Here is a 19857-nt window from a genome sequence, read left to right as displayed (position 1 = left end):
CCAGGATGGCCGCGTGGCTCAGAGCATCGTCCACGCGCCGTTCGTCGGCCGGGACTCCGAGATGGCCCGATTGAGGGACGTGCTGGACCGGGCCGGCCGCGGGGAACCCCGCGCCGTCCTGGTCGCGGGTGACGCCGGGGTCGGCAAGAGCCGCACCCTGGCGGAGGCCGCGGCGTACGCGGCGGAACACGACACCCTCGTGCTCACCGGACACTGCGTGGACCTCGGCGACGTCGGTCTGCCCTATCTCCCGTTCACCGAGATCCTCGGTGCCCTGGCCGCGGACGAGCGGTTCGCGCCGCTCCTGCGGGCGCACCCGGCGACGGGCCGGCTCCTCGGCGGCGGCGCGGACGGCGGCGACCGGCTGCAGCTCTTCGAGGGCGTCGCCGCGCTGCTGAGCGACCTCTCCGGCACGACCCCCGTCCTGCTGGTGCTGGAGGACCTGCACTGGGCCGACCAGTCCTCGCGCGACCTGCTGCGTTTCCTGCTCAGCCGGGCCGTTCTCCAACGCCCCGCCCCCGGCACCCCGGCCCACCGCCTCGCCGTCTTCGGTTCGTACCGCGCGGACGATCTGCACCGCCGCCACCCGCTGCGCCCGCTGCTCGCCGAGCTGGTGCGGCTGCCGGCCGTGGAGCGGCTGGAGCTCAGGCCCATGCCGGACCCGGAGGTCGCGCGGCTGGTGCGGTCGCTGCGCGCCGGGCCGCTGTCCGACGCCACCGTCGGCCGGATCGTCGAACGGGCGGAGGGCAACGCCTTCTACGCGGAGGAGCTGCTGGCCGCGACGGAGGAGGAGCCGGGGGCGGTGCTGCCGAGCCAGCTGGCCGACCTGCTGCTGATCCGGATCGAGCAACTGCCCGGCGCCGCCCAGCAGGTGCTGCGCACGGCGGCGGTGGCGGGCCGCAGGGTCGGGCACGACCTGTTGCGGGACGCCGTTCAACTTCCCGAGGACGAGCTGGAGTCGGCGTTGCGGGAGGCGGTGGGCCGGCAACTGCTGCTGCCGCACGGGGGATCGACGTACGAGTTCCGGCACGCCCTCACCCGGGAGGCGGTCTACGCGGATCTGCTGCCGGGGGAACGGGTGCGGCTGCACGGGGTGTTCGCCGGACTGCTGGCCCGCCGGGGGCGCGCCGCGGAGAGCGCCGAGCGGGCCCACCACTCGCGGGAGAGCCACGATCTCGCCGACGCGCTGACGGCGTCCGTCGAGGCGGCCGACCACGCGCGCGGGATCGGGGCACCCGCCGAGGAGCTGCGGCATCTGGAGGGCGCCCTCGACCTGTGGCGGTCCGTGGACGCCGGGGCCCGTCCGCGGGACCTCGACACGGTCACGCTCACCCTGCGCGCCTCGTCCGCCGCCGCGCGGGCCGGGGAGAACCACCGGGCGGTCTCGCTCACCCGCGCGGCGCTCGCCGGAGCCGGCCCGGACGCGGACTCCGAACTGGCCGCCCGGGTGCGCTACACCCTCGCCGGTGACCTGATGCGCGTCGACAGCCTGAAGGCCGCGTTCCGGTACAGCAGCGAGGCGCTGGAGATGATCCCCGCCGAGCCCCCGTCCCGGACCTGGGTGTGGGCGGCGGCCACGCATGTGATGGCGGCGCGGTACGTGGGGGAGGACGAGGAGGCCGCGCGGGTCGCGGGCGGGGCGCTGGCCGTCGCCGAGCGGCTCGGACTCGACGACGCCCGGGCCGACCTGATCGTCTCCGTGGTCGGCCTGGATCCCCGGGGCAACCGGCGGACCGGGGCGGGCCGGGCACGGCTGCGGGACGCCCGGGAGCTGGCCCGGCGCGCGGGCAACCTGCCCGTGGAGATGCGCGCGCTGTTCAACCTCGCGTCGGGCTGCTTCGAATCGGGAGACCTGGAGGGGTGCCTCGACTGGCTCTCCGACGGCCTGGACCGCGCGGGCCGCACCGGCCTGCTCTCCTCCCCGTACCCGGTGGAGATGCGCTACCTCCACTCGCTGTGCCTGTACACCCTGGGCCGCTGGGACGAGTGCGCCCGCTCGGCCGCCGACGCCGACCGGCTGCCCGCCACGGCCGCCCACGCCGCCGGACCCGCGCTGTACGTCGCCCTCGCCCGCGGTGACGACAGTGCCGTGGAGCGGGCCGAAGCGCTGCTGGAGGGGCCGTACGACTGGACCGCCGGGCTCGTCGCGGGCATCACGCTCACCGAGGCGGCCGTGCTGCGGCGCGATCCCGAGGCGGCGGTCGCGCGGTTCCGTACGACGGTCGCCGCCCTCTCCGACGAGTCGGGCAACCGGCCCAACGCGACCGTCCGGCTCGCCGCGCTGGCCCTCGGGGCGGTCGCGGACGCGGCGGCCGACCGGCGGGCGGCGGGGGACGAGGAGGCGGCGCGGGACTGGGCCGTCCCGGCGCAGGAGCTGGTGGAGGCCGCGCGGGACACCGCGACCGAGGGGGAGGACGGCGCGGAGCAGGGGCCGGAGGGGATGGCCTGGCTGGCCCGGGCCGAGGCGGAGTGGGCCCGGGTGCGCGGCGGGCCCGATGTGACGGTCTGGCGGGCGGCGGTGGACGCCTTCGCGTTCGCCGACCCCTACGAGAGGGCCCGGTGCCGGCTGCGGCTGGCGGAGGCGCTGCTCGTGGCCGGGGAACGGGAGGAGGCCGCGGCCGAGGCCCGGGCGGTGGCGGAGACCGCCGACCGGTTGGGCGCCGTGACGCTGCGCGCGGCCCTGGACGCGCTGGTCCGCCGGGGGCGGCTGGCCGAGACCTCCACGGCCGGGAACGTACCCGCGCTCACCGCCCGCGAGAGCGATGTCCTGCGGCTGCTCGCGCTGGGGCGCACCAACCGGCAGATCGGCGACGAACTGTTCATCACCGGGAAGACGGCGAGCGTCCATGTGTCCAACATCCTGGCCAAGCTGGGGGCGGCGAGCCGTACGGAGGCGGTGGCGATCGCCTACCGCGAGGGGCTGATCACGGTGGGCTGATCACGACGGCTGCCTCGTGAGGGCGGGGGCTACTTCGCCCGCCAGACCGTCATGTCGCCGGTCACGAAGCTCGCCCCGCTGTCCGGCAGGGCGGTGGACTTCACCTGGACCACGTACAGGGCGATGTCCCCGTCGGGGGTCTTGAAGCAGAACTCGCTGCCGGCCGCCGCCGCGGACAGGGTGAACCGGTGGCTCGTGGCCCCGGTGAGGGCGACGCGGCACGTCTCCAGGCCGGCGCCCGGCTCGCCGAAGATCATGGTGATCACGGTGCTGTCGCTCTCCAGTGCGCAGTTGCCCCGCGCGCAGGTGAAGCGGATGTCGCCCTTGCGGTCCTCGCGGACGTTCTCGTACTGCGGTGCCCTGATGTCGAGGGAGTTCTTCTCGTTCAGGAACTGCAGGGGATAGGCGATGGCCCGTGGCTGTGCGGGCTCGCTCGGGGAGGGGGTGGACGCCTCCGGTGTCCCGCCGTCCGTGCCCTTCGCTCCCTTGGATCCCCGCGCCTTTTCCCGGCCCTCGCCGTCGGCCCCCTCGGCTCCCGCGTTCCCGGACGTTCCCTTGCCGGATGCCGACGAGGACGACGTCGTCGTCACCCGTTCGCGGAACCGGTCCACCCCTTCCGTGACCGTCCAGACCAGGCCCGACAGCAACAGGGCGCCGCCGGTCACGGCCACGGCCGCGATCAGTGCCGTAGGCCGCCGCCGGGCCCGCTGCCGGCCGGGCCCCGCCGGCCTCGTCGGCCCGTACGGACCCGTCGTGCCCATCGGTCCGTTCAGGACCATCGGCCCGCCGGGCCCCAGCGGGTGCGTCGGTGACGGCGACGGCCGTGCGTGGGCGACGGTGGGCAGGTCGGCCGCCGCCGGCGGCGGGACCGTGACCTCCGGCCCCGTGACCTCCCGCCATACGGCGGGACCGCCGCCCGTGTCGGCGTCCCGGCCCAGTCGGCCGCGGGACCACGCGACGACCTCCGCCGGGGTGGGCCGCTCCGCCGGGTCGACGGCGAGACACCGGGCCATCATCGGGCGGAGCCGCTCCGGCAGCACGGACAGGTCGGGCCGCTCGTGCACGATCCGGTACAGCACGCTCACCGAGGGCCCGTCCCCGTACAGGGGCTCGCCCAGAGCCGCGAACGCGGCCGTCTGGCCCAGCGCGAAGACATCGGTCGCCGCCGTGACCTCGCCCCCGGTCGCCTGCTCGGGGGCCATGAACTGGGGTGTGCCGACCGCGGTGCCGGTGGCCGTGTTCGACGTGAGGTCGGCGGCCAGTGAGACACCGAAGTCGATCACCCGGGGACCGTCGGCGGCCAGCAGCACGTTCGACGGCTTCAGATCGCGGTGCACGATGCCCTCGTCGTGGATGGCCTGCAGCGCCTCGGCCACCCCCGCCATCAGCCACAGCACGGCGGGCACGGGGAGCGGTCCGCGCCGGCCGACGGCCTCCGCCAGGGACGGGCCGGGCACGTAGAGGGTGGCGAGCCAGGGCGGTACGCCGTCCGCGTCGGCGTCGATCAGCTCGGCGGTGTACGCGCCCCGGACCCGTCGCGCCGCCTTGATCTCCCGGCCGAACCGCCGCCGGAAGGCCGGGTCGTCGGCCAGCTCCGGCCGGACCACCTTGATCGCCACCGGTCTGCCGCCCTGGGTGTGCGACAGATAGACCCGGCCCATACCGCCCGCCCCGAGCCGCGCGGCGAGACGGAAGCCCGCCACCTGTGCCGGGTCGTCCGCCTGGAGCGGCTGGAACACCTCGGTCGTGTTGTTCAACGGTGTACGTCCCCCTGAGCCCTGATCCCCCATGCGTCGGTCCGATGATCAGACCGACGGGAGCAGCCTAAAGGTTGTTGTGTGCATGCGGTTCGGAGTTGGCGCGTCACGGCACGAGCGACCGCCGCCCCGGCGTCACAGCCGGGCCCCCTTCAGTGCCATGTGCAGCAGCAGCCGGTCCTCGCCGTCGGTCAGACTGAGGCCCGTGAGCTTCTCGACGCGGGAGAGCCGGTAGTAGAGGGTCTGGCGGTGGATGCCCAGCTCGGCGGCGGTGCGGCCCGCCTGGCCCGCGTGATCGAGGAACACCTCGGCGGTGTGGGCGAGTTCGCGGTGGGCGGGGGTGAGGAGCGGGCGCACGGCGGGGTCCCCGGGGGCGCCGGGCGGGAGGGCGGTCAGCAGCCGGTACGGGCCGATGGAGCGCCACTCGGCGACCGGGCCGAGCCGCGGCTCCGCGAGCGCGGCCCGGGCCGCCGCCGCGGCCTCCCGCCAGTCGGTGCCCAGCTCGGCGAGGCCCGCGCGGGCGCCCGAGACACCCGCCGCCGCGTGCGCGCCCGCGCGCTCCAGGAGCCGGGCGGCGGCCGTGAGCGCCGGGGCCGGCACGTCCGCCGAGCGCAGCCGTACCAGCAGGGCCAGGCCCCGGCCGGCCGCCCCCCACGGCACCGTGCACAGCGCGGCCGCCCCCGGCACCGTACGGAAGGAGGGGGCGTCGTCCTCGCCGGCGGACGGCCAGGGGGCCACGCACACCATCGCGTGGACCCCGTCGCCGCGCGGGCCGAGCGCGCTGCGCAGCTCCGCCACCGCCATGTCGCGCTCCCAGTCGCGCCCGGCGGTCAGGACCGCGCGCAGCTCCCGGGTGAGGTCGGCGCCCGCCTGGGCCTCGTCGGCGAGGAGGGCGCCGATCCGCGCGGCGACCGCCATCGCGGCGGAGAGCTGGGCGTCGGTGGGGCCAGGGTCGCCGTCCAGGAGCCAGACGTAGCCGAGCACGACACTCCGATGGCGTACGGGCAGGCAGACACGGCCCCGGAGGACCCCCGCGGCCGGGGTCGGCGGGATGCGGACCGGTGCCGTCGCCCGGGTGATGCCGAAGCCCTCGAACCACTCCCGCACCGCCGTCGTCGAGCGGCGGGTCAGGATCGAGCGGGTGCGGACCGGGTCCAGGGCCGAGGGATCGAGATCGCCCTCGCTGTCGTACGCGCCGAAGGCGATCAGCTCGAAGTCGCGGTTCTCCAGCGTCGCCGGGGCGCCGAGCAGCTCGGAGATCTCGTCGACGAGGTCCTGGTAGTCACCCACCGGGTGGGGCGTTGCGGGTTCCGGCGTCACAGGGGCATTCTCCCGTACGCGCCCGGACCCTTCATACATCTGTCTGAGATCTGCGGCACGGATGCGTGACAGCTGTCGATGGCCGGGGATCGGCGGGATCCTTAGGTTTCACGGTGGTTCTGTCTGCTGGTCTGTGGAGGTGCCCCGTGCTGGGTCCCGTGATTCTCGCCGCGTCGCGCAGCGACCGGATTCGACGTCTGGTCTCCGCGGCGCCCGTGACCAGGCAGGTCGTCGACCGGTTCATCCCCGGTGAGCGGGTCGACGACATCGTCCCGGTCGTCCTGGACCTCACCGGCAAGGGCCTCGACGTGACCCTGGACGTCGTCGGCGAGGACATCACCCGTCCGGAGCAGGCGTTCGCGGCCCGCGACGCCTATCTGGAGCTGATCGGCCGGCTGGAGGAGCTGGGGCTCGGCGAGCGCGCCGAGATGTCCGTCAAGCTCTCCCTCTTCGGCCAGGCCCTGCCCGGCGGACACGAGCTGGCCCTCGCGGGCATCCGGCCGGTCGTCGAGGCCGCCGCCGCGATCGGCACCACGGTCACCCTGGACGCCGAGGACCACACCACCCTCGACTCGATGTTCGCCATCCACGACGAACTGCGCCGGGACTTCCCGCGGACCGGCTGCGTCATCCAGGCGTACCTCTTCCGCACCGAGGCCGACGCCCGCCGTCTCGCCGCGAACGGCAGCCGGGTGCGGCTGGTGAAGGGCGCCTACAAGGAGCCCGCCGAGGTCGCCTTCCAGCAGAAGGCCGAGATCGACAAGGCGTACGTACGCGTCCTGAAGATCCTCATGGAGGGGAAGGGGTACCCGATGATCGGGTCCCACGACCCCCGCCTGATCTCCATCGCCCAGGAACTCGCCCACCGCGCCGGACGCAAGCTCGACGAGTACGAGTTCCAGATGCTGTACGGCATCCGCGGCGACGAACATCTCCGGCTCGCCGCCGAAGGACACCGGATGCGCGTCTACACCGCCTACGGCACCGACTGGTACGGCTATTTCATGCGGCGCCTCGCGGAGAAGCCGGCGAACCTGCGCTTCTTCGTCCGCTCGATGGTCAGCAAGGGCTGAGCCGGCACGACGGCTCGCCACACACCGCTCAGTTAAGGAGTTACGGAACCCATGGACGCTGTGACCCAGGTCCCCGCCCCCGTCAACGAGCCGGTGCACGGCTATGCCCCCGGCTCACCCGAACGGGCCCGGCTGGAGGTCAGGCTGAAGGAGCTGGCCGAGAACCCGGTCGACCTGCCGATGACCATCGGCGGGGAGAAGCGGATGGGCGGCGGCGACCGCTTCGACGTCGTCCAGCCGCACCACCACAAGGCCCGCCTCGGCACCTATGCCAACGCGACCCGGCAGGACGCCCAGGACGCGATCGACGCCGCCCTCGCCGCCGCGCCCGCCTGGCGCGCGATGTCCTTCGACGACCGCGCCGCGATCATCCTGCGCGCCGCCGAGCTGCTCGCCGGCCCCTGGCGCGAGACGCTGGCCGCCTCCACCATGCTCGGCCAGTCGAAGACCGCCCAGCAGGCCGAGATCGACTGCCCCTGCGAGCTGGTCGACTTCTGGCGCTTCAACGTCAAGTACGCCCGTGACCTGCTCGCCGAGCAGCCCCCGGCCAACTCCCCGGGCGTCTGGAACCGGCTCGACCACCGCCCGCTCGAAGGCTTCGTCTACGCGATCACCCCCTTCAACTTCACCGCCATCGCGGGCAACCTGCCGACCGCCCCGGCCCTCATGGGCAACGTGGTGGTCTGGAAGCCGAGCCCCACGCAGACCCACGCCGCCGTGCTGCTCATGCGGCTGCTGGAGGAGGCGGGCCTGCCCAAGGGCGTCATCAACCTTGTGACCGGCGACGGCATCGAGGTGTCCGAGGTCGCGCTGGAGCACCGCGACCTGGCCGGCATCCACTTCACCGGCTCGACGAAGACCTTCCAGTACCTGTGGAAGACGGTCGGCGCGAACATCGAGAAGTACCGCTCGTACCCGCGGCTGGTCGGCGAGACCGGCGGCAAGGACTTCGTGGTCGCCCACCCGTCCGCCGACCGCGCGATCCTGAAGACCGCCCTCACCCGGGGCGCCTTCGAGTACCAGGGCCAGAAGTGCAGCGCGACCTCGCGGGCGTACATCCCGGCGTCGATCTGGAACTCCGGCTTCAAGGAGGAGTTCGCCGCCGAGGTCGACTCCCTGACCATGGGCGACGTCACCGACCTGTCCCACTTCATCGGCGCCGTCATCGACGAACGCTCCTTCGCCAAGAACAAGGCCGCCATCGACCGCGCCCAGGCCGACCCGGCCTGCACGATCGTCGCCGGCGGCACCTACGACGACTCGGTCGGCTACTTCGTGCGCCCGACCGTCGTCGAGTGCACCGACCCCGCCAACGAGGTCTTCACCACTGAGTACTTCGGCCCCTTCCTCGCCGTGCACGTGTACGAGGACGACCGGTACGAGGAGATGCTGACCCAGATGGAGTCGGTGTCCGCCTACGCCCTGACGGGTTCGGTGATCTCGGGCGACCGCGCGGCCGCCGCGTACACGATGGAGAAGCTGCGCTACGCGGCCGGCAACTTCTACATCAACGACAAGTCCACCGGCGCCGTCGTCGGCCAGCAGCCCTTCGGCGGCGGCCGCGCCTCGGGGACCAACGACAAGGCCGGGGCCCCGCAGAACCTGATGCGCTGGACCCTGACCCGCGCCATCAAGGAGACCCTGGTCCCGCCGACCGACTACACCTACCCGCACATGGGCTGACCCGTACGCCCGGCCCGGCGCCGTCCGACGCCCCCGATCCCGTCACCCGGGACCGGGGGCGTCGCCATGTGACGGAAGTGAAAAGGCCAGGTCAACCGCGTGTGACCCAATCCACCGTCTCAGATAGTAGGAAGTCCGACTAACTGTGGAGACAGATGCGCCTACCTCACCTAGCTTTGTAGGAGCCGAACGTCTCGCTCGATCCAGCGAATGGCGGTCGTGAGCCGGAGCCCTAGGCAGGCAACCCCTGCGGCCCCGCTCCCCGCCCCTTCCGGCGTCTCGTACACCGCCCGTTTCCGAACTCCGGATTGCCTCGAAGGAGTCGATTCCCCATGGCCGAGACGACCGTCCGCCGCCGAGTCCGCCACGTTTCCCGGACCACCGAGTCCGACCGCAAGAACGCCGCCGCCGCCCTCCAGCGCGCCCTCGACCGCCGGGACAACGGCGGTTCGACGGGGCACTGAGCCCCCTCCCGGCCGGGAGCCGCACCCGTGTCGGGGTGCGGTGCGGCCGTGAGCGGGACGGCTCACGCGCCGCGCCGCACCTCGAAGTGGTCGATCCGCTCGCCGTCCTGGGCCAGCGCCGACACCTTCAGGGCCGGCCGCGAACCGCTCTCGGCCTCCACCGAGAGCAGGGAGAAGCCCCGGTAGCGCACCCGTGACCACTCCACCGTCTCCGCCTTCGACCGGCGGGACTTCGTCCACTCGAAGGTCTCGACGGCGTCGTGGCGGGTGACGTGCCCCTCGTAGCTCTCCTTCACACCGGACGGGAAGCCGTACAGATCCCGCCCGCCCCCGCCCGCCGTGACGTACACGATGCCGTCCCGGGTCGGGTCGGTCGTCGCCCCGATCGGCACCTCCCTGCCGACCGCTCCGCCCTTGACGGCGTCGGTCCGCTCGTAGACGTGGTTGTGGCCGTTGATCACCAGGTCCACCTGGTGCTTCGCGAACAGCGGCAGCCAGCTCCTCCGGACGCCTCCGTCGGAGGCGTGCGAGGACGTGGAGTAGGCGCAGTGGTGGAAGAAGACGACGATGAAGTCGACGCCCTTCGCCGCCCGCAGCTCCCCGAGCTTCCGGTCCAGCCACGCGGTCTGCCGGCCGCCGGAGTGGCCGAGGTTGGCCGGGATCTCGTACGAGACGTCGTTCGCGTCCAGCGCCACGAAGCCGACGTTGCCGTAGGTGAACGCGTACACCCCCGGCGCCGAACGGGGATCGAAGCCGGTGTCCGGGAGGGACCAGCGGGCGAGCTGGCCGCCGTAGCCGTCCGGTGAGTACCAGGCCTCCATGTCGTGGTTGCCGGTCGTCACCATCCACGGCACGGACCGGGCCACCTGCTCGTTCTGCTTGAGGAACAGGTCCCAGAACCCGGGGTCGTAGCCGTCCGACTCCACCCCCTTGCCGTTGCCGTCCGCGTAGCAGATGTCTCCGGCGTGCAGGTGGAAGGCGGGCTTCTGGCGGACGATCAGGTGGTCGTTGGCGGCCGCCGCCTTGCCGACGCCCTGGTCGCCGAACGCGGTGAACACGAATTTTTCCGGCGTGGCGGGAGCCGTGCGGAAGGTGCCGATCGTCGAGCGGTGGGCCGGGGCCGCCGGGTCGAAGCCCTCGTGACCGACGCCGTAGTAGTACGTCGTGCCGGGGCGCAGGCCGTCCAGGGCCGCGTGCAGGTAGTACTGCTCCAGCTCCAGGCGGACGCCCTCCACCCCCGGTGTGTGCAGGTCGCGGACCTCGGCGTCGATCTTCCGGCTCAGCTCCTCGGGCCGCAGGCCCACCCGCACGTACGGCTTGCGCACCGCGAGCGGCACCTGCCAGGAGATCCGCATCTGCGTCCGGGGGTCGCCGCCGAAGGCCAGATGTCGGCCGAAGGGGACGACGGCCGAGCCCGGTGCCCGGGAGGTGGCGGGCGAGGCGGCGGAGGTCGTCGAGGGCGTCGACTCCGGCGAACCGGAGCCGCCGCAGCCGGTGAGCAGTCCGCCCGCCGCCAGCGAGCCCGCCGTGACCAGCGTGCGGCGCCGCGTCAGCTTCGTACGCAGGTACTCGTGCTGCTCGGCCATGCTCATGCGGCGCGCGAGCTGCGGCGGGATGCCGAAGTCGGGTATATCCATGAGAACGAAGTTCCCAGCGAATCCCAACGCCCGCCCCGCATACGGGTGAACGCGTGGTGACGTGTGAGCAGCGCCACCGTGCCCCTCGTCCGTATCGCGGACACCCCATGTCATCCCCTGGGACAAGGAGTACGGTGCCGTCATGTCTCGCAGCCTCAATCTCGCAGTGATCCCCGGTGACGGCATCGGCAGGGAAGTCGTGGCCCAGGGGCTCAAGGTCCTCTCCGCCGTCCTTCCGCAGGACGTGAAGCTGGAGACCAAGGAGTACGACTTCGGCGCCCAGCGCTATCACGCCACCGGTGAGACCCTCACCGAGGCCGACCTCGACGCGCTGAAGCAGCACGACGCGATCCTGCTGGGCGCGATCGGCGACCCGAGCGTCCCCTCCGGGGTCCTGGAGCGCGGCTTCCTGCTCAAGCTCCGCTTCGCCTTCGACCACCATGTGAACCTGCGTCCCTCGAAGCTGCTCCCGGGTGTCGCCACCCCGCTGGCCGGCCAGCCCGAGATCGACTTCGTCGTGGTCCGCGAGGGCACCGAGGGCCCGTACACCGGCAACGGCGGCACGATCCGCAAGGGCACCGAGCACGAGGTCGCCACCGAGGTCTCCGTGAACACGGCCTTCGGTGTCGAGCGCGTGGTCCGAGACGCCTTCGCCCGCGCCCAGGCCCGCCCGCGCAAGAAGCTCACCCTCGTCCACAAGAACAACGTGCTGACCTTCGCCGGTCATCTGTGGACGAACATCTTCACCAAGGTGGCCGAGGAGTTCCCCGAGGTCACCACCGACTACATCCACGTGGACGCGGCGACGATCTACCTCGTCACCGACCCCGCCCGCTTCGACGTGATCGTCACCGACAACCTCTTCGGCGACATCATCACCGACCTCGCCGCGGCCGTCTCCGGCGGCATCGGCGTCGCGGCCTCCGGCAACATCAACCCCTCGGGCGAGTTCCCGTCCATGTTCGAGCCCGTGCACGGCTCGGCCCCGGACATCGCCGGCCAGGGCAAGGCCGACCCCTCCGCCACGGTCCTGTCCGTCGCCCTGCTCCTGCGCCACCTCGGCCACGAGGCCGAGGCCGCGCGGATCGAGGAGGCCGTCTCCGCCGACCTCGCGGAGCGCGTCGGCAAGCCCGCCCGTTCGACGGACGAGATCGGCGACGCCCTCGCCGTACGAGTAGCCGGCTGACCCGCGCCACTCGAAATCTTTCGAAGCCGCCGGGTCGCACCAGCACCCGGCGGCTTCCGTATGGCTTCCCCAAGGTCCCGCCGGGTGTCACCATCAACCCTGGGTCGCATTCACGCCGTTTTCTTCCGCCGACTCCGCTTGCGATAATCGAACGCGGAGCCGCCGAATGAGGCAATGCTCGGACGTCCAAGCAGTCGCCGTCGGCAGTGCGGACGTGAGCGCGGCCCGTCACACACAACCGGTGAAGGACAACCACTCATGACGACGCCCACGATCGAGCTCAAGCCCTCGGCCTCGCCACTCTCCGACGCGCAGCGCGAGGCGATCCTGGCCGACCCCGGCTTCGGCCGCCACTTCACCGACCACATGGTCGTCATCAAGTGGACGGAGGGCCGCGGCTGGCACGACGGCCAGCTCGTTCCGTACGCGCCGCTCTCCCTCGACCCGGCCACCATGGTCCTGCACTACGCGCAGGAGATCTTCGAGGGTCTGAAGGCCTACCGGCAGCCGGACGGATCCGTCGCCACCTTCCGGCCCGAGAAGAACGCCCAGCGCTTCCGCTCCTCCGCCCGGCGGCTCGGCATGCCGGAACTGCCGGTCGAGACGTTCATCGAGGCCTGTGACGCACTGGTGCGCCAGGACCAGGCGTGGGTCCCGGCCCACGGCGGCGAGGAGTCCCTCTACCTGCGCCCCTTCATGATCGCCACCGAGGTCGGCCTGGGCGTCAAGCCCGCCAACGAGTACCTCTTCCTGGTCATCGCCTCCCCGGCCGGCGCCTACTTCCCCGGAGGTGTGCGGCCCGTCTCCATCTGGGTCTCCGAGGACCACGTCCGCGCCGTCCCCGGCGGCATGGGCGACGCCAAGACCGGCGGCAACTACGCCGCCTCCCTGCTCGCCCAGGCCGAGGCCGCCGCCGAGGGCTGCGCCCAGGTCTGCTACCTCGACGCGGTCGAACGCACGTGGGTCGAGGAGCTGGGCGGCATGAACCTGTACTTCGTGTACGGCGACCGCATCGTCACGCCCACCCTCACCGGGTCGATCCTGGAGGGAGTCACCCGTGACTCGCTCCTCACCGTCGCCGCCGACCTCGGCTACGCCGCCGAGGAGGGCCGGATCTCCATCGACCAGTGGCAGGCCGACTCCGAGAGCGGTGCCCTCACCGAGGTCTTCGCCTGCGGTACGGCCGCCGTCATCACCCCCGTCGGTACGGTCAAGCGCACCGGCGCCAGCTGGCAGCAGTCCGCCGGCGAGCCCGGCCCCGTCACCCTCAAGCTCCGTGAGGCGCTGCTGAACATCCAGCGCGGCACGGTGGAGGACAAGCACGGCTGGATGCACGAGCTGGGCTGAGCACGCCGCGGCCGACCGGGCCGGTCCGCCCGGTCGGCCGCCGCTCCTCGCGCCCGTTCGGCGGCGTGGTCCCTCACGCCCCCTCCGCTCGCACCCGTTCCACCAGCCCCAGGGTCAGCTCCTGCGCCACGTCCTCCAGGTTCCACTCGCCCGCCCGGGACGCCTGGTTGCTGATCCAGAAGACGAGGACACCGTCGGCCGGGGAGCGGCCGAGGAGGCCCAGGGACCAGTCGTTGCCGCCGTCGTGCCAGGCGAAGGGGCCGTCCGGGGTGTCGGTCACGCTCCAGCCGTAGCCGTACGAACTCGTCGAGCCGGGCTCCCGGACACGCGGCTCGAACAGCTTGTCCCGGGCCCGCGCCGGCAGGACCTCCTCGCCCAGCAGCGCGCGGTGCCAGCGGAACACGTCCTCGGCGGTCGAGAGCATCCCGCCGTTGCCCCGCAGGTTCCAGTACGGCCCGTCGGCGGCCCAGGGATGGTCGAAGGGCCTGCCCCGGCTGCGCCCCCGGTCGTCGTACTCCACCGCGACGAGCCGCCGCGGCCACCGGGGCAGCACGTACCCGGTCCGCCTCATCCCGGCCGGCGCGAACAGGTGCCGGGCCAGGAACGCCTCGTAGCCCTCTCCCGACGCCTTCTCCACGATCGCGGCGAGCAGGCTGTAGCCGGTGTTGGAGTAGTGGAACTCCGCGCCCGGCGCGGAGCGGAGCTTCGAGGCCAGCGCCCCGCGCACCAGCTCCTCGCGCGAGACGGGGTCGTAGTCGTCGCCGAGCCCCTCGACGAGGCCGGAGGTGTGGGTGAGCAGATGCTCGACCGTGATCCCGCGCTTGTCCCGCGGTACCGGTCCCAGGTGCCGGCCGATCCGGTCGGTCACCCGCAGCCGGCCCATCACCTCCAGCTTCAGGATCGCCGCCGCCGTGAACTGCTTGGTCATCGACATGACGTCGTAGACCGTGCGGCAGCTCGCCGCGATGCCGGCCGCGCGGTCCGCCGTGCCGAAGCCCGCGCAGTACGCCAGTTCGTCGCCGCGCGCGGCGAGCACGGTGCCGCCGCCGTCCCGCGGCAGTGTGCGCCGGACGAAGCCGGCGATCGACGTGTCGCCGCCGGGCGGCCCGGCATGGGCCGCCGGCCCGCCGACGGGGAGGGGAGCGTGCAGGGGAGCGAGCACGCCGAGTGCCAGTGCCGCCGCGAACAGTGCGGCACTTCTGGCCCTCGTACGGGGCTCGGGCGAACGGCGGGGCGAGCGGCGGGGCGAACGGTGGGGCGGACCCATATGACCTCCCGGTGGTCTCGGCACGGGGCGACGCGCACCGAGGTTGACCGCCGATCTCCCGCCTCCTCAAGCTGTGGAGGTGTTCGAGCTTGTACGAGTCCGTGTATGTCCAGCTCACCGAGGGGGAATCCGATGACCACCGCACCTCCCACACCGCCCGACACCGACCCCGCCGCCTTCGTCGCGGGCCTCAGGCGCCTCAAGGCCTGGTCCGGTCTGAGCTACCGACGGCTGGAGCGCCGGGCCGCCGAAGCGGGCCACGTCCTGCCCCACTCCACGGCGGCGACCATGCTCGGCCGGGAACGCCTGCCCCGGGAGGAGCCGGTGGCCGCGTTCGTCGCGGCCTGTGGACTCAGGGGGGCCGAGGCCGAGGCGTGGACGGACGCCCGACGCCGGATCGCGTGCGGCCCGGAGGAGGTCCGGGAGGTGGCCCGGGGAGAGGCCCCGGCCGTGAGCGGCGTGAGCGGCGTGAGCGCCGCGCGTCCGCGTCCGTTCCGGCCCCGGCGCCGGGCCCTCCTCGCCGTCGCGGCGGTCTCGCTCACCGCGCTTCTGGGCGGGGCCCTGACCTCGGGCGCGCTCACCGAGGACGAGGAGGTCCGTCAGCCGCCGACGGTGTACGGCATCTCGCACGGTCAATAGAGCGCTGCTCGAACAGGTCAGGCTTCGTCGAGGGCTGATTCTTCAGGCAAAACCTCCCTGCCCTTCCCCTTCCTGTGTTCCGTGTTTAGAGTGACGCTCTAAACCCTGGACCGCAAGGAGGTGTCGCCGCATGCGACTGACCCCCACCGAACGCGACCGCCTGCTCCTCTTCGGCGCCGCCGAGCTGGCCCGGGCCCGTCGTGCGCGCGGCCTGCGGCTGAACGTGCCCGAGACGACCGCCCTCGTCGCCGACGCCGTGTGCGAGGCGGCGCGGGACGGGCTGCGGCTCGCCGAGGCGATCGACCGGGCGCGGAGCCTGCTCGGCCCCGACGACGTGCTGCCGGGCGTCGCGGACGTCGTCAGGGAGGTGCACGTCGAGGCGGTGTTCGAGGACGGGTCACGGCTCGCCGTGGTCCCCGACCCGGTCGGCGGCGCACCGGGGGACCAGGGCCCCGGCGGGCTCCTGCCGGGCGCGGCGCACGCGGATCCCGGTGCCGTCGTGCGGCTGACGGTCACCAACACCGCCGGCGTGCCCGTCTCGGTCACCTCCCACTTCCACTTCTTCGAGGCCAACCCGCGGCTCGACTTCGCTCGGGCGGCGGCGTACGGGATGCGGCTCGCGGTCCCCGCCGGGTCCTCGGTGCGGTTCGGGCCGGGGGAGCGGGTCGAGGTCGGGCTCGTGCCGATCGGGGGCGACCGCGTCGCGATCGGGTTCGCCGGTCTCGTCGACGGGGAGCTGGACGCGCCGGGCGCCAGGGAGGAGGCCCTGCACCGGGCCGCCGCCTGCGGATACCTGGGGGCGGACCGATGAGCGTCGATCCGTACGCGTACGCCGCCACCCACGGCCCCCGGGCCGGCGACCGGATCCGGCTCGGCGACTCGGGGCTCGTGATCCGGATCGAGTCGGACTCCCAGCGGTACGGCGACGAGTTCCTGGCCGGCTTCGGGAAGACCGCGCGGGACGGGCTGCACCTCAAGGCGGCCGCCGTCCGGGAGACCTGCGACGTCGTGATCAGCAACGTCGTGGTGATCGACGCGGTGCAGGGCATCCGCAAGGTGTCGATCGGCATCCGGGAGGGCCGGATCAGCGCGATCGGGCGGGCCGGGAACCCCGACACCCTCGACGGGGTCGACGTGGTCGTCGGGACGGGCACGTCCATCGTGTCCGGCGAGGGGCTGATCGCCACCGCCGGTGCCGTCGACACCCATGTCCACCTCCTTTCGCCGCGGATCATGGAGGCGTCGCTCGCCTCCGGCGTGACGACGATCATCGGGCAGGAGTTCGGGCCCGTCTGGGGCGTCGGGGTCAACTCGCCCTGGGCGCTGCGCCACGCCTTCAACGCCTTCGACGCCTGGCCGGTCAACATCGGCTTCCTCGCCCGGGGTTCCTCCTCCGGCGACGCCCCGCTGGTGGAGGCGCTCGCCGAGGGCGGGGCCAGTGGTTTCAAGGTGCACGAGGACATGGGCGCCCACACCCGGGCGCTGGACACGGCGCTGCGCGTCGCCGAGGAGCACGACGTCCAGGTCGCCCTGCACAGCGACGGGCTGAACGAGTGCCTGTCGGTCGAGGACACCCTGCGGGTGCTGGAGGGGCGTACGGTCCACGCCTTCCACATCGAGGGCTGCGGCGGCGGGCACGTGCCGAACGTCCTGAAGATGGCCGGCGTCCCGAACGTCATCGGCTCCTCCACCAACCCCACCCTGCCCTTCGGCCGGGACGCCGTCGCCGAGCACTACGGGATGATCGTCGCCGCCCACGGACTGAAGACCGACCTGCCCGGCGACGCGGCCCTGGCCCGCGACCGCATCCGCGCGGGGACCATGGGGGCCGAGGACGTCCTGCACGACCTGGGCGCCATCGGCATCACCTCCTCGGACGCGCAGGGCATGGGCCGCGCGGGGGAGACCGTCCGCCGGACCTTCGCGATGGCCGCGAAGATGAAGGCCGAGCGGGGCGCCCCGGACGAGGGCCACGACAACGAGCGCGTCCTGCGCTACATCGCCAAGCTGACCGTCAACCCCGCCATCGCCCACGGCCTCGCGCACGAGATCGGCTCGATCGAGGTCGGCAAGCTGGCGGACCTCGTGCTGTGGCGGCCGGAGTACTTCGGGGCCAAGCCCCAGCTCGTGCTCAAGTCCGGCTTCCCGGCGTACGGCGTCGTCGGTGACCCGAACGCGGCCACCGACACCTGCGAACCCCTCGTGCTGGGGCCGCAGTTCGGGGCGCACGGCGCCACCCCGGCCGACCTCTCCGTCGCTTTCGTCGCCCGGGCCGCCCTCGACCAGGGGGGCGACTCGATGCCCACCCGGCGACGCAGGGTCGCCGTGCGCGGCACGCGCGGGATCGGCCCGGCCGACCTGCGGCTCAACTCCCGCACCGGATCCGTCGACGTGGACCAGCGCACCGGCCTGGTCACCCTCGACGGCGAGCCGCTGCACTCCGAGCCCGCCGAGTCGGTCTCCCTCAACCGCCTGTACTTCCTCTGAGGAGCCGCCCCCATGACCACACCCGCCGCCGACGGTTTCCGCATGCCGCCCGAGTGGGCTCCGCACGAGCGCACCTGGATGGCGTGGCCCGGACCGAACCCGACCTTCGAGGACCCCGTGGACCTCGCGGAGGCCCGGCTCGCCTGGGCGACGGTCGCCCGTGCCGTCCGCCGCTTCGAACCCGTGACCGTGGTGTGCGGGCCGGGGCAGTCGCGGCAGGCGCGCGCACTGCTCGGCGAGGACGTCGACACCGTCGAACGCCCGCTGGACGACGCCTGGATGCGGGACATCGGGCCGACCTTCCTCACGAACGGGCGCGAACTCGCCGCCGTCGACTGGACGTTCAACGGCTGGGGAGCCCAGCCCTGGGCCCGCTGGGAGCACGACGCCGAGATCGCCGGGCAGGTCGCGGACCTCGCGGGCGCGCGGACGTACACCTCGAAGCTCGTCAACGAGGGCGGGGCGATCCATGTCGACGGCGAGGGCACCGTGCTGCTCACCGAGACCGTGCAGCTCGGCCCGGAGCGCAACCCCGGCTGGACCCGTGAGGAGGCCGAGGCGGAGATCCACGCCCACCTCGGCACCAGCAGGGCGATCTGGCTGCCGCGCGGCCTCACCGGCGACTATCCCCCGGACGGCTTCGGCACGCTCGGCCATGTCGACATCGTGGCGGCCTTCGCGCGCCCCGGCGTGGTCGTCGCCCACTCCCAGCCGGACCCCGCCCACCCCGACCACGAGATCACCCGGGAGATCATCGGGCTGCTCCGGGCCGCGACCGACGCGCGCGGGCGGCGCCTGGAGGTGGTGGAGGTCCCGGCCCCGACCGTGCTGGAGGCCGACGGCCGCTGGGCGGACTACTCCTACATCAACCACTACCTCTGCAACGGCGGAGTCGTCCTGTGCGGCTTCGACGATCCGCGCGACGAGACCGCCGCCGGCATCTTCCGCCGGCTGTTCCCGGAGCGGACGGTCACGCTCGTCGACGCCCGCACGCTCTTCGCGGGCGGCGGAGGCATCCACTGCGTCACCCAGCAGCAGCCGAGGACGGCCATCGGGTAGAAACGTCACGATGACCACGCCACCACCGCCCCCGCCACGGAACCTGTCGCCGGACGCGATCCCGGACACCGCCCCGGACGCGTCCGCACACCCGTCACCGGACCTGCCGCAGGCTCCGCCGGACCGCCGGGGCGGCGCCCGTCGACGCGGCAGCGCCCCGCCCCGCGAGGACGTGCTCGAAGCGGCCATGGGAATGATCGCCGAGCGGGGGCTGGAGAAGCTCACCATGGCGGCGCTCGGCCGGGAGGTCGGGATGAGCAGCGGCCATCTCCTCTACTACTTCCGCTCCAAGGACGAGCTGCTGCTGCGGACCCTGGAGTGGAGCGAGGGCCGGCTCGGCGCGGAGCGCGCCCGGCTGCTCACCCGCCCGGGGACCGTCCGCGAGCGGCTGGCGGCGTACGTCGACCTGTACGTGCCCGACGGCCACCGCGACCCCCACTGGACCCTCTGGCTGGAGGTCTGGAACCGGTCGCAGAACGCCGACGACGACGCCCGCGACCGCCAGGCCGCCATCGAGGGCGCCTGGCACCGCGACCTGGTGGCCCTGCTCGCGGAAGGCGTGTCGAAGGGGGAGTTCCGCGCGGTCGACCCGGACCGGTTCGCCGCGCGGCTGCGGGCCCTGCTCGACGGCTTCTCCATCCATGTGGCCATCGGACTGCGCGGGACGGACCGCGCCCGGATCCTGGCGCACGTGCGGGAGTTCCTCGACGAGTCCCTGGGCTGAGCCGGGCCGCGCCCCCAGCGCGCCCCGGGTCCGGCGGCCAGGACCCGGTCCCGGCGGGTGATCAGCACGCTGTTCGCATCCTGAGACGGACGGTGAGCGCGGGACCGGTGTGTGCCAGACTGCCCCCGTGCTCTCGTTCGCCATGATTATTGGCAGCAGGCGCGCCGGTCCGCAGTGACCGCCACGTACGACCAGGTACGGGCGGACACCGTCGTTCTCGACCCGCGCGCAGACCTCTCGCACCCGCGAGGGGTTTTTCGCTTTTCTGGCCCACCT

15 protein-coding genes are annotated in these 19857 nt (G+C 73.1%); 11 read left to right on the top strand and 4 right to left on the bottom strand.

Features of this window, described 5'->3' with window-relative positions; all coding sequences use genetic code 11:
* Nucleotides 1-13: 13 nt before the first annotated feature.
* Nucleotides 14-2938 (top strand): helix-turn-helix transcriptional regulator, encoded by a 2925-nt coding sequence (locus SCAB_RS12820; RefSeq protein WP_013000488.1) that lies wholly within the window; start codon nucleotides 14-16, stop codon nucleotides 2936-2938.
* 29 nt (nucleotides 2939-2967) lie between these two features.
* On the opposite strand, the gene SCAB_RS12815 is transcribed toward SCAB_RS12820, so the two are convergent.
* Together SCAB_RS12815 and SCAB_RS12810 are read right to left on the bottom strand one after the other, a co-directional pair.
* A complete protein-coding gene (locus tag SCAB_RS12815) occupies nucleotides 2968-4695 on the bottom strand; it encodes a serine/threonine-protein kinase (protein ID WP_013000487.1) in 1728 nt (575 codons plus the stop codon).
* A gap of 135 nt (nucleotides 4696-4830) precedes the next feature.
* Nucleotides 4831-6054 (bottom strand): PucR family transcriptional regulator, encoded by a 1224-nt coding sequence (locus SCAB_RS12810; protein WP_078580103.1) that lies wholly within the window; start codon nucleotides 6052-6054, stop codon nucleotides 4831-4833.
* A gap of 107 nt (nucleotides 6055-6161) precedes the next feature.
* Here SCAB_RS12810 and SCAB_RS12805 point away from each other — a divergent pair, with 107 nt between their 5' ends.
* The 3 genes from SCAB_RS12805 (at nucleotide 6162) to SCAB_RS49030 (ending at nucleotide 9235) form a co-directional block, all read left to right on the top strand.
* Nucleotides 6162-7088: a proline dehydrogenase family protein gene (locus tag SCAB_RS12805; RefSeq protein ID WP_013000485.1), complete on the top strand. Its 927-nt coding sequence runs from the start codon at nucleotides 6162-6164 to the stop codon at nucleotides 7086-7088.
* 51 nt (nucleotides 7089-7139) lie between these two features.
* A complete protein-coding gene (pruA, locus tag SCAB_RS12800) occupies nucleotides 7140-8771 on the top strand; it encodes an L-glutamate gamma-semialdehyde dehydrogenase (protein ID WP_013000484.1) in 1632 nt (543 codons plus the stop codon).
* 332 nt (nucleotides 8772-9103) lie between these two features.
* Nucleotides 9104-9235, top strand: a complete 132-nt coding sequence (locus SCAB_RS49030) for a hypothetical protein (RefSeq protein ID WP_005479955.1) — start codon at nucleotides 9104-9106, stop codon at nucleotides 9233-9235.
* Nucleotides 9236-9297: 62 nt separating this feature from the next.
* On the opposite strand, the gene SCAB_RS12795 is transcribed toward SCAB_RS49030, so the two are convergent.
* Nucleotides 9298-10872, bottom strand: a complete 1575-nt coding sequence (locus SCAB_RS12795; RefSeq protein WP_013000482.1) for a purple acid phosphatase family protein — start codon at nucleotides 10870-10872, stop codon at nucleotides 9298-9300.
* Nucleotides 10873-11014: 142 nt separating this feature from the next.
* On the opposite strand from SCAB_RS12795, the gene SCAB_RS12790 reads away from it, so the two are divergent.
* The gene (locus tag SCAB_RS12790) at nucleotides 11015-12058 is read left to right on the top strand and encodes a 3-isopropylmalate dehydrogenase (protein ID WP_037724733.1); all 1044 of its coding nucleotides are present in this window, start codon (nucleotides 11015-11017) and stop codon (nucleotides 12056-12058) included.
* Nucleotides 12059-12316: 258 nt separating this feature from the next.
* Nucleotides 12317-13405, top strand: a complete 1089-nt coding sequence (locus SCAB_RS12785; protein ID WP_013000480.1) for a branched-chain amino acid aminotransferase — start codon at nucleotides 12317-12319, stop codon at nucleotides 13403-13405.
* Between the two features lie 73 nt (nucleotides 13406-13478).
* Here the strand turns inward: SCAB_RS12785 and SCAB_RS12780 are convergent, their stop codons facing one another.
* On the bottom strand, nucleotides 13479-14672 hold the full coding sequence (locus tag SCAB_RS12780; RefSeq protein ID WP_231884987.1) for a serine hydrolase domain-containing protein: 1194 nt from the start codon (nucleotides 14670-14672) through the stop codon (nucleotides 13479-13481).
* A 132-nt stretch (nucleotides 14673-14804) separates the two neighbouring features.
* Between SCAB_RS12780 and SCAB_RS12775 the strand changes: the two genes are divergently transcribed.
* From SCAB_RS12775 to SCAB_RS12755, 5 genes are all read left to right on the top strand, one after another.
* The gene (locus tag SCAB_RS12775; protein WP_013000478.1) at nucleotides 14805-15311 is read left to right on the top strand and encodes a hypothetical protein; all 507 of its coding nucleotides are present in this window, start codon (nucleotides 14805-14807) and stop codon (nucleotides 15309-15311) included.
* Between the two features lie 130 nt (nucleotides 15312-15441).
* Complete coding sequence (gene ureA / locus SCAB_RS12770) at nucleotides 15442-16122, top strand: urease subunit gamma (protein WP_013000477.1); 681 nt, start codon at nucleotides 15442-15444, stop codon at nucleotides 16120-16122.
* Nucleotides 16119-17798 (top strand): urease subunit alpha, encoded by a 1680-nt coding sequence (locus SCAB_RS12765; RefSeq protein ID WP_013000476.1) that lies wholly within the window; start codon nucleotides 16119-16121, stop codon nucleotides 17796-17798. The genes ureA and SCAB_RS12765 overlap by 4 nt, the downstream gene beginning before the upstream one ends.
* Before the next feature lie 12 nt (nucleotides 17799-17810).
* On the top strand, nucleotides 17811-18857 hold the full coding sequence (locus SCAB_RS12760) for an agmatine deiminase family protein (RefSeq protein WP_013000475.1): 1047 nt from the start codon (nucleotides 17811-17813) through the stop codon (nucleotides 18855-18857).
* Between the two features lie 187 nt (nucleotides 18858-19044).
* Nucleotides 19045-19581 carry a TetR/AcrR family transcriptional regulator gene (locus SCAB_RS12755; RefSeq protein ID WP_231885236.1) on the top strand — a complete coding sequence of 179 codons (537 nt, stop codon included), beginning with the start codon at nucleotides 19045-19047 and terminating at the stop codon, nucleotides 19579-19581.
* The last annotated feature ends 276 nt before the right edge of the window (nucleotides 19582-19857 follow it).

Source organism: Streptomyces scabiei 87.22, from assembly GCF_000091305.1.
GTDB classification, from domain to species: domain Bacteria; phylum Actinomycetota; class Actinomycetes; order Streptomycetales; family Streptomycetaceae; genus Streptomyces; species Streptomyces scabiei.
Note: the sequence above shows the minus strand (reverse complement) of the source record. Positions and strands in the feature narration are given on the sequence as shown.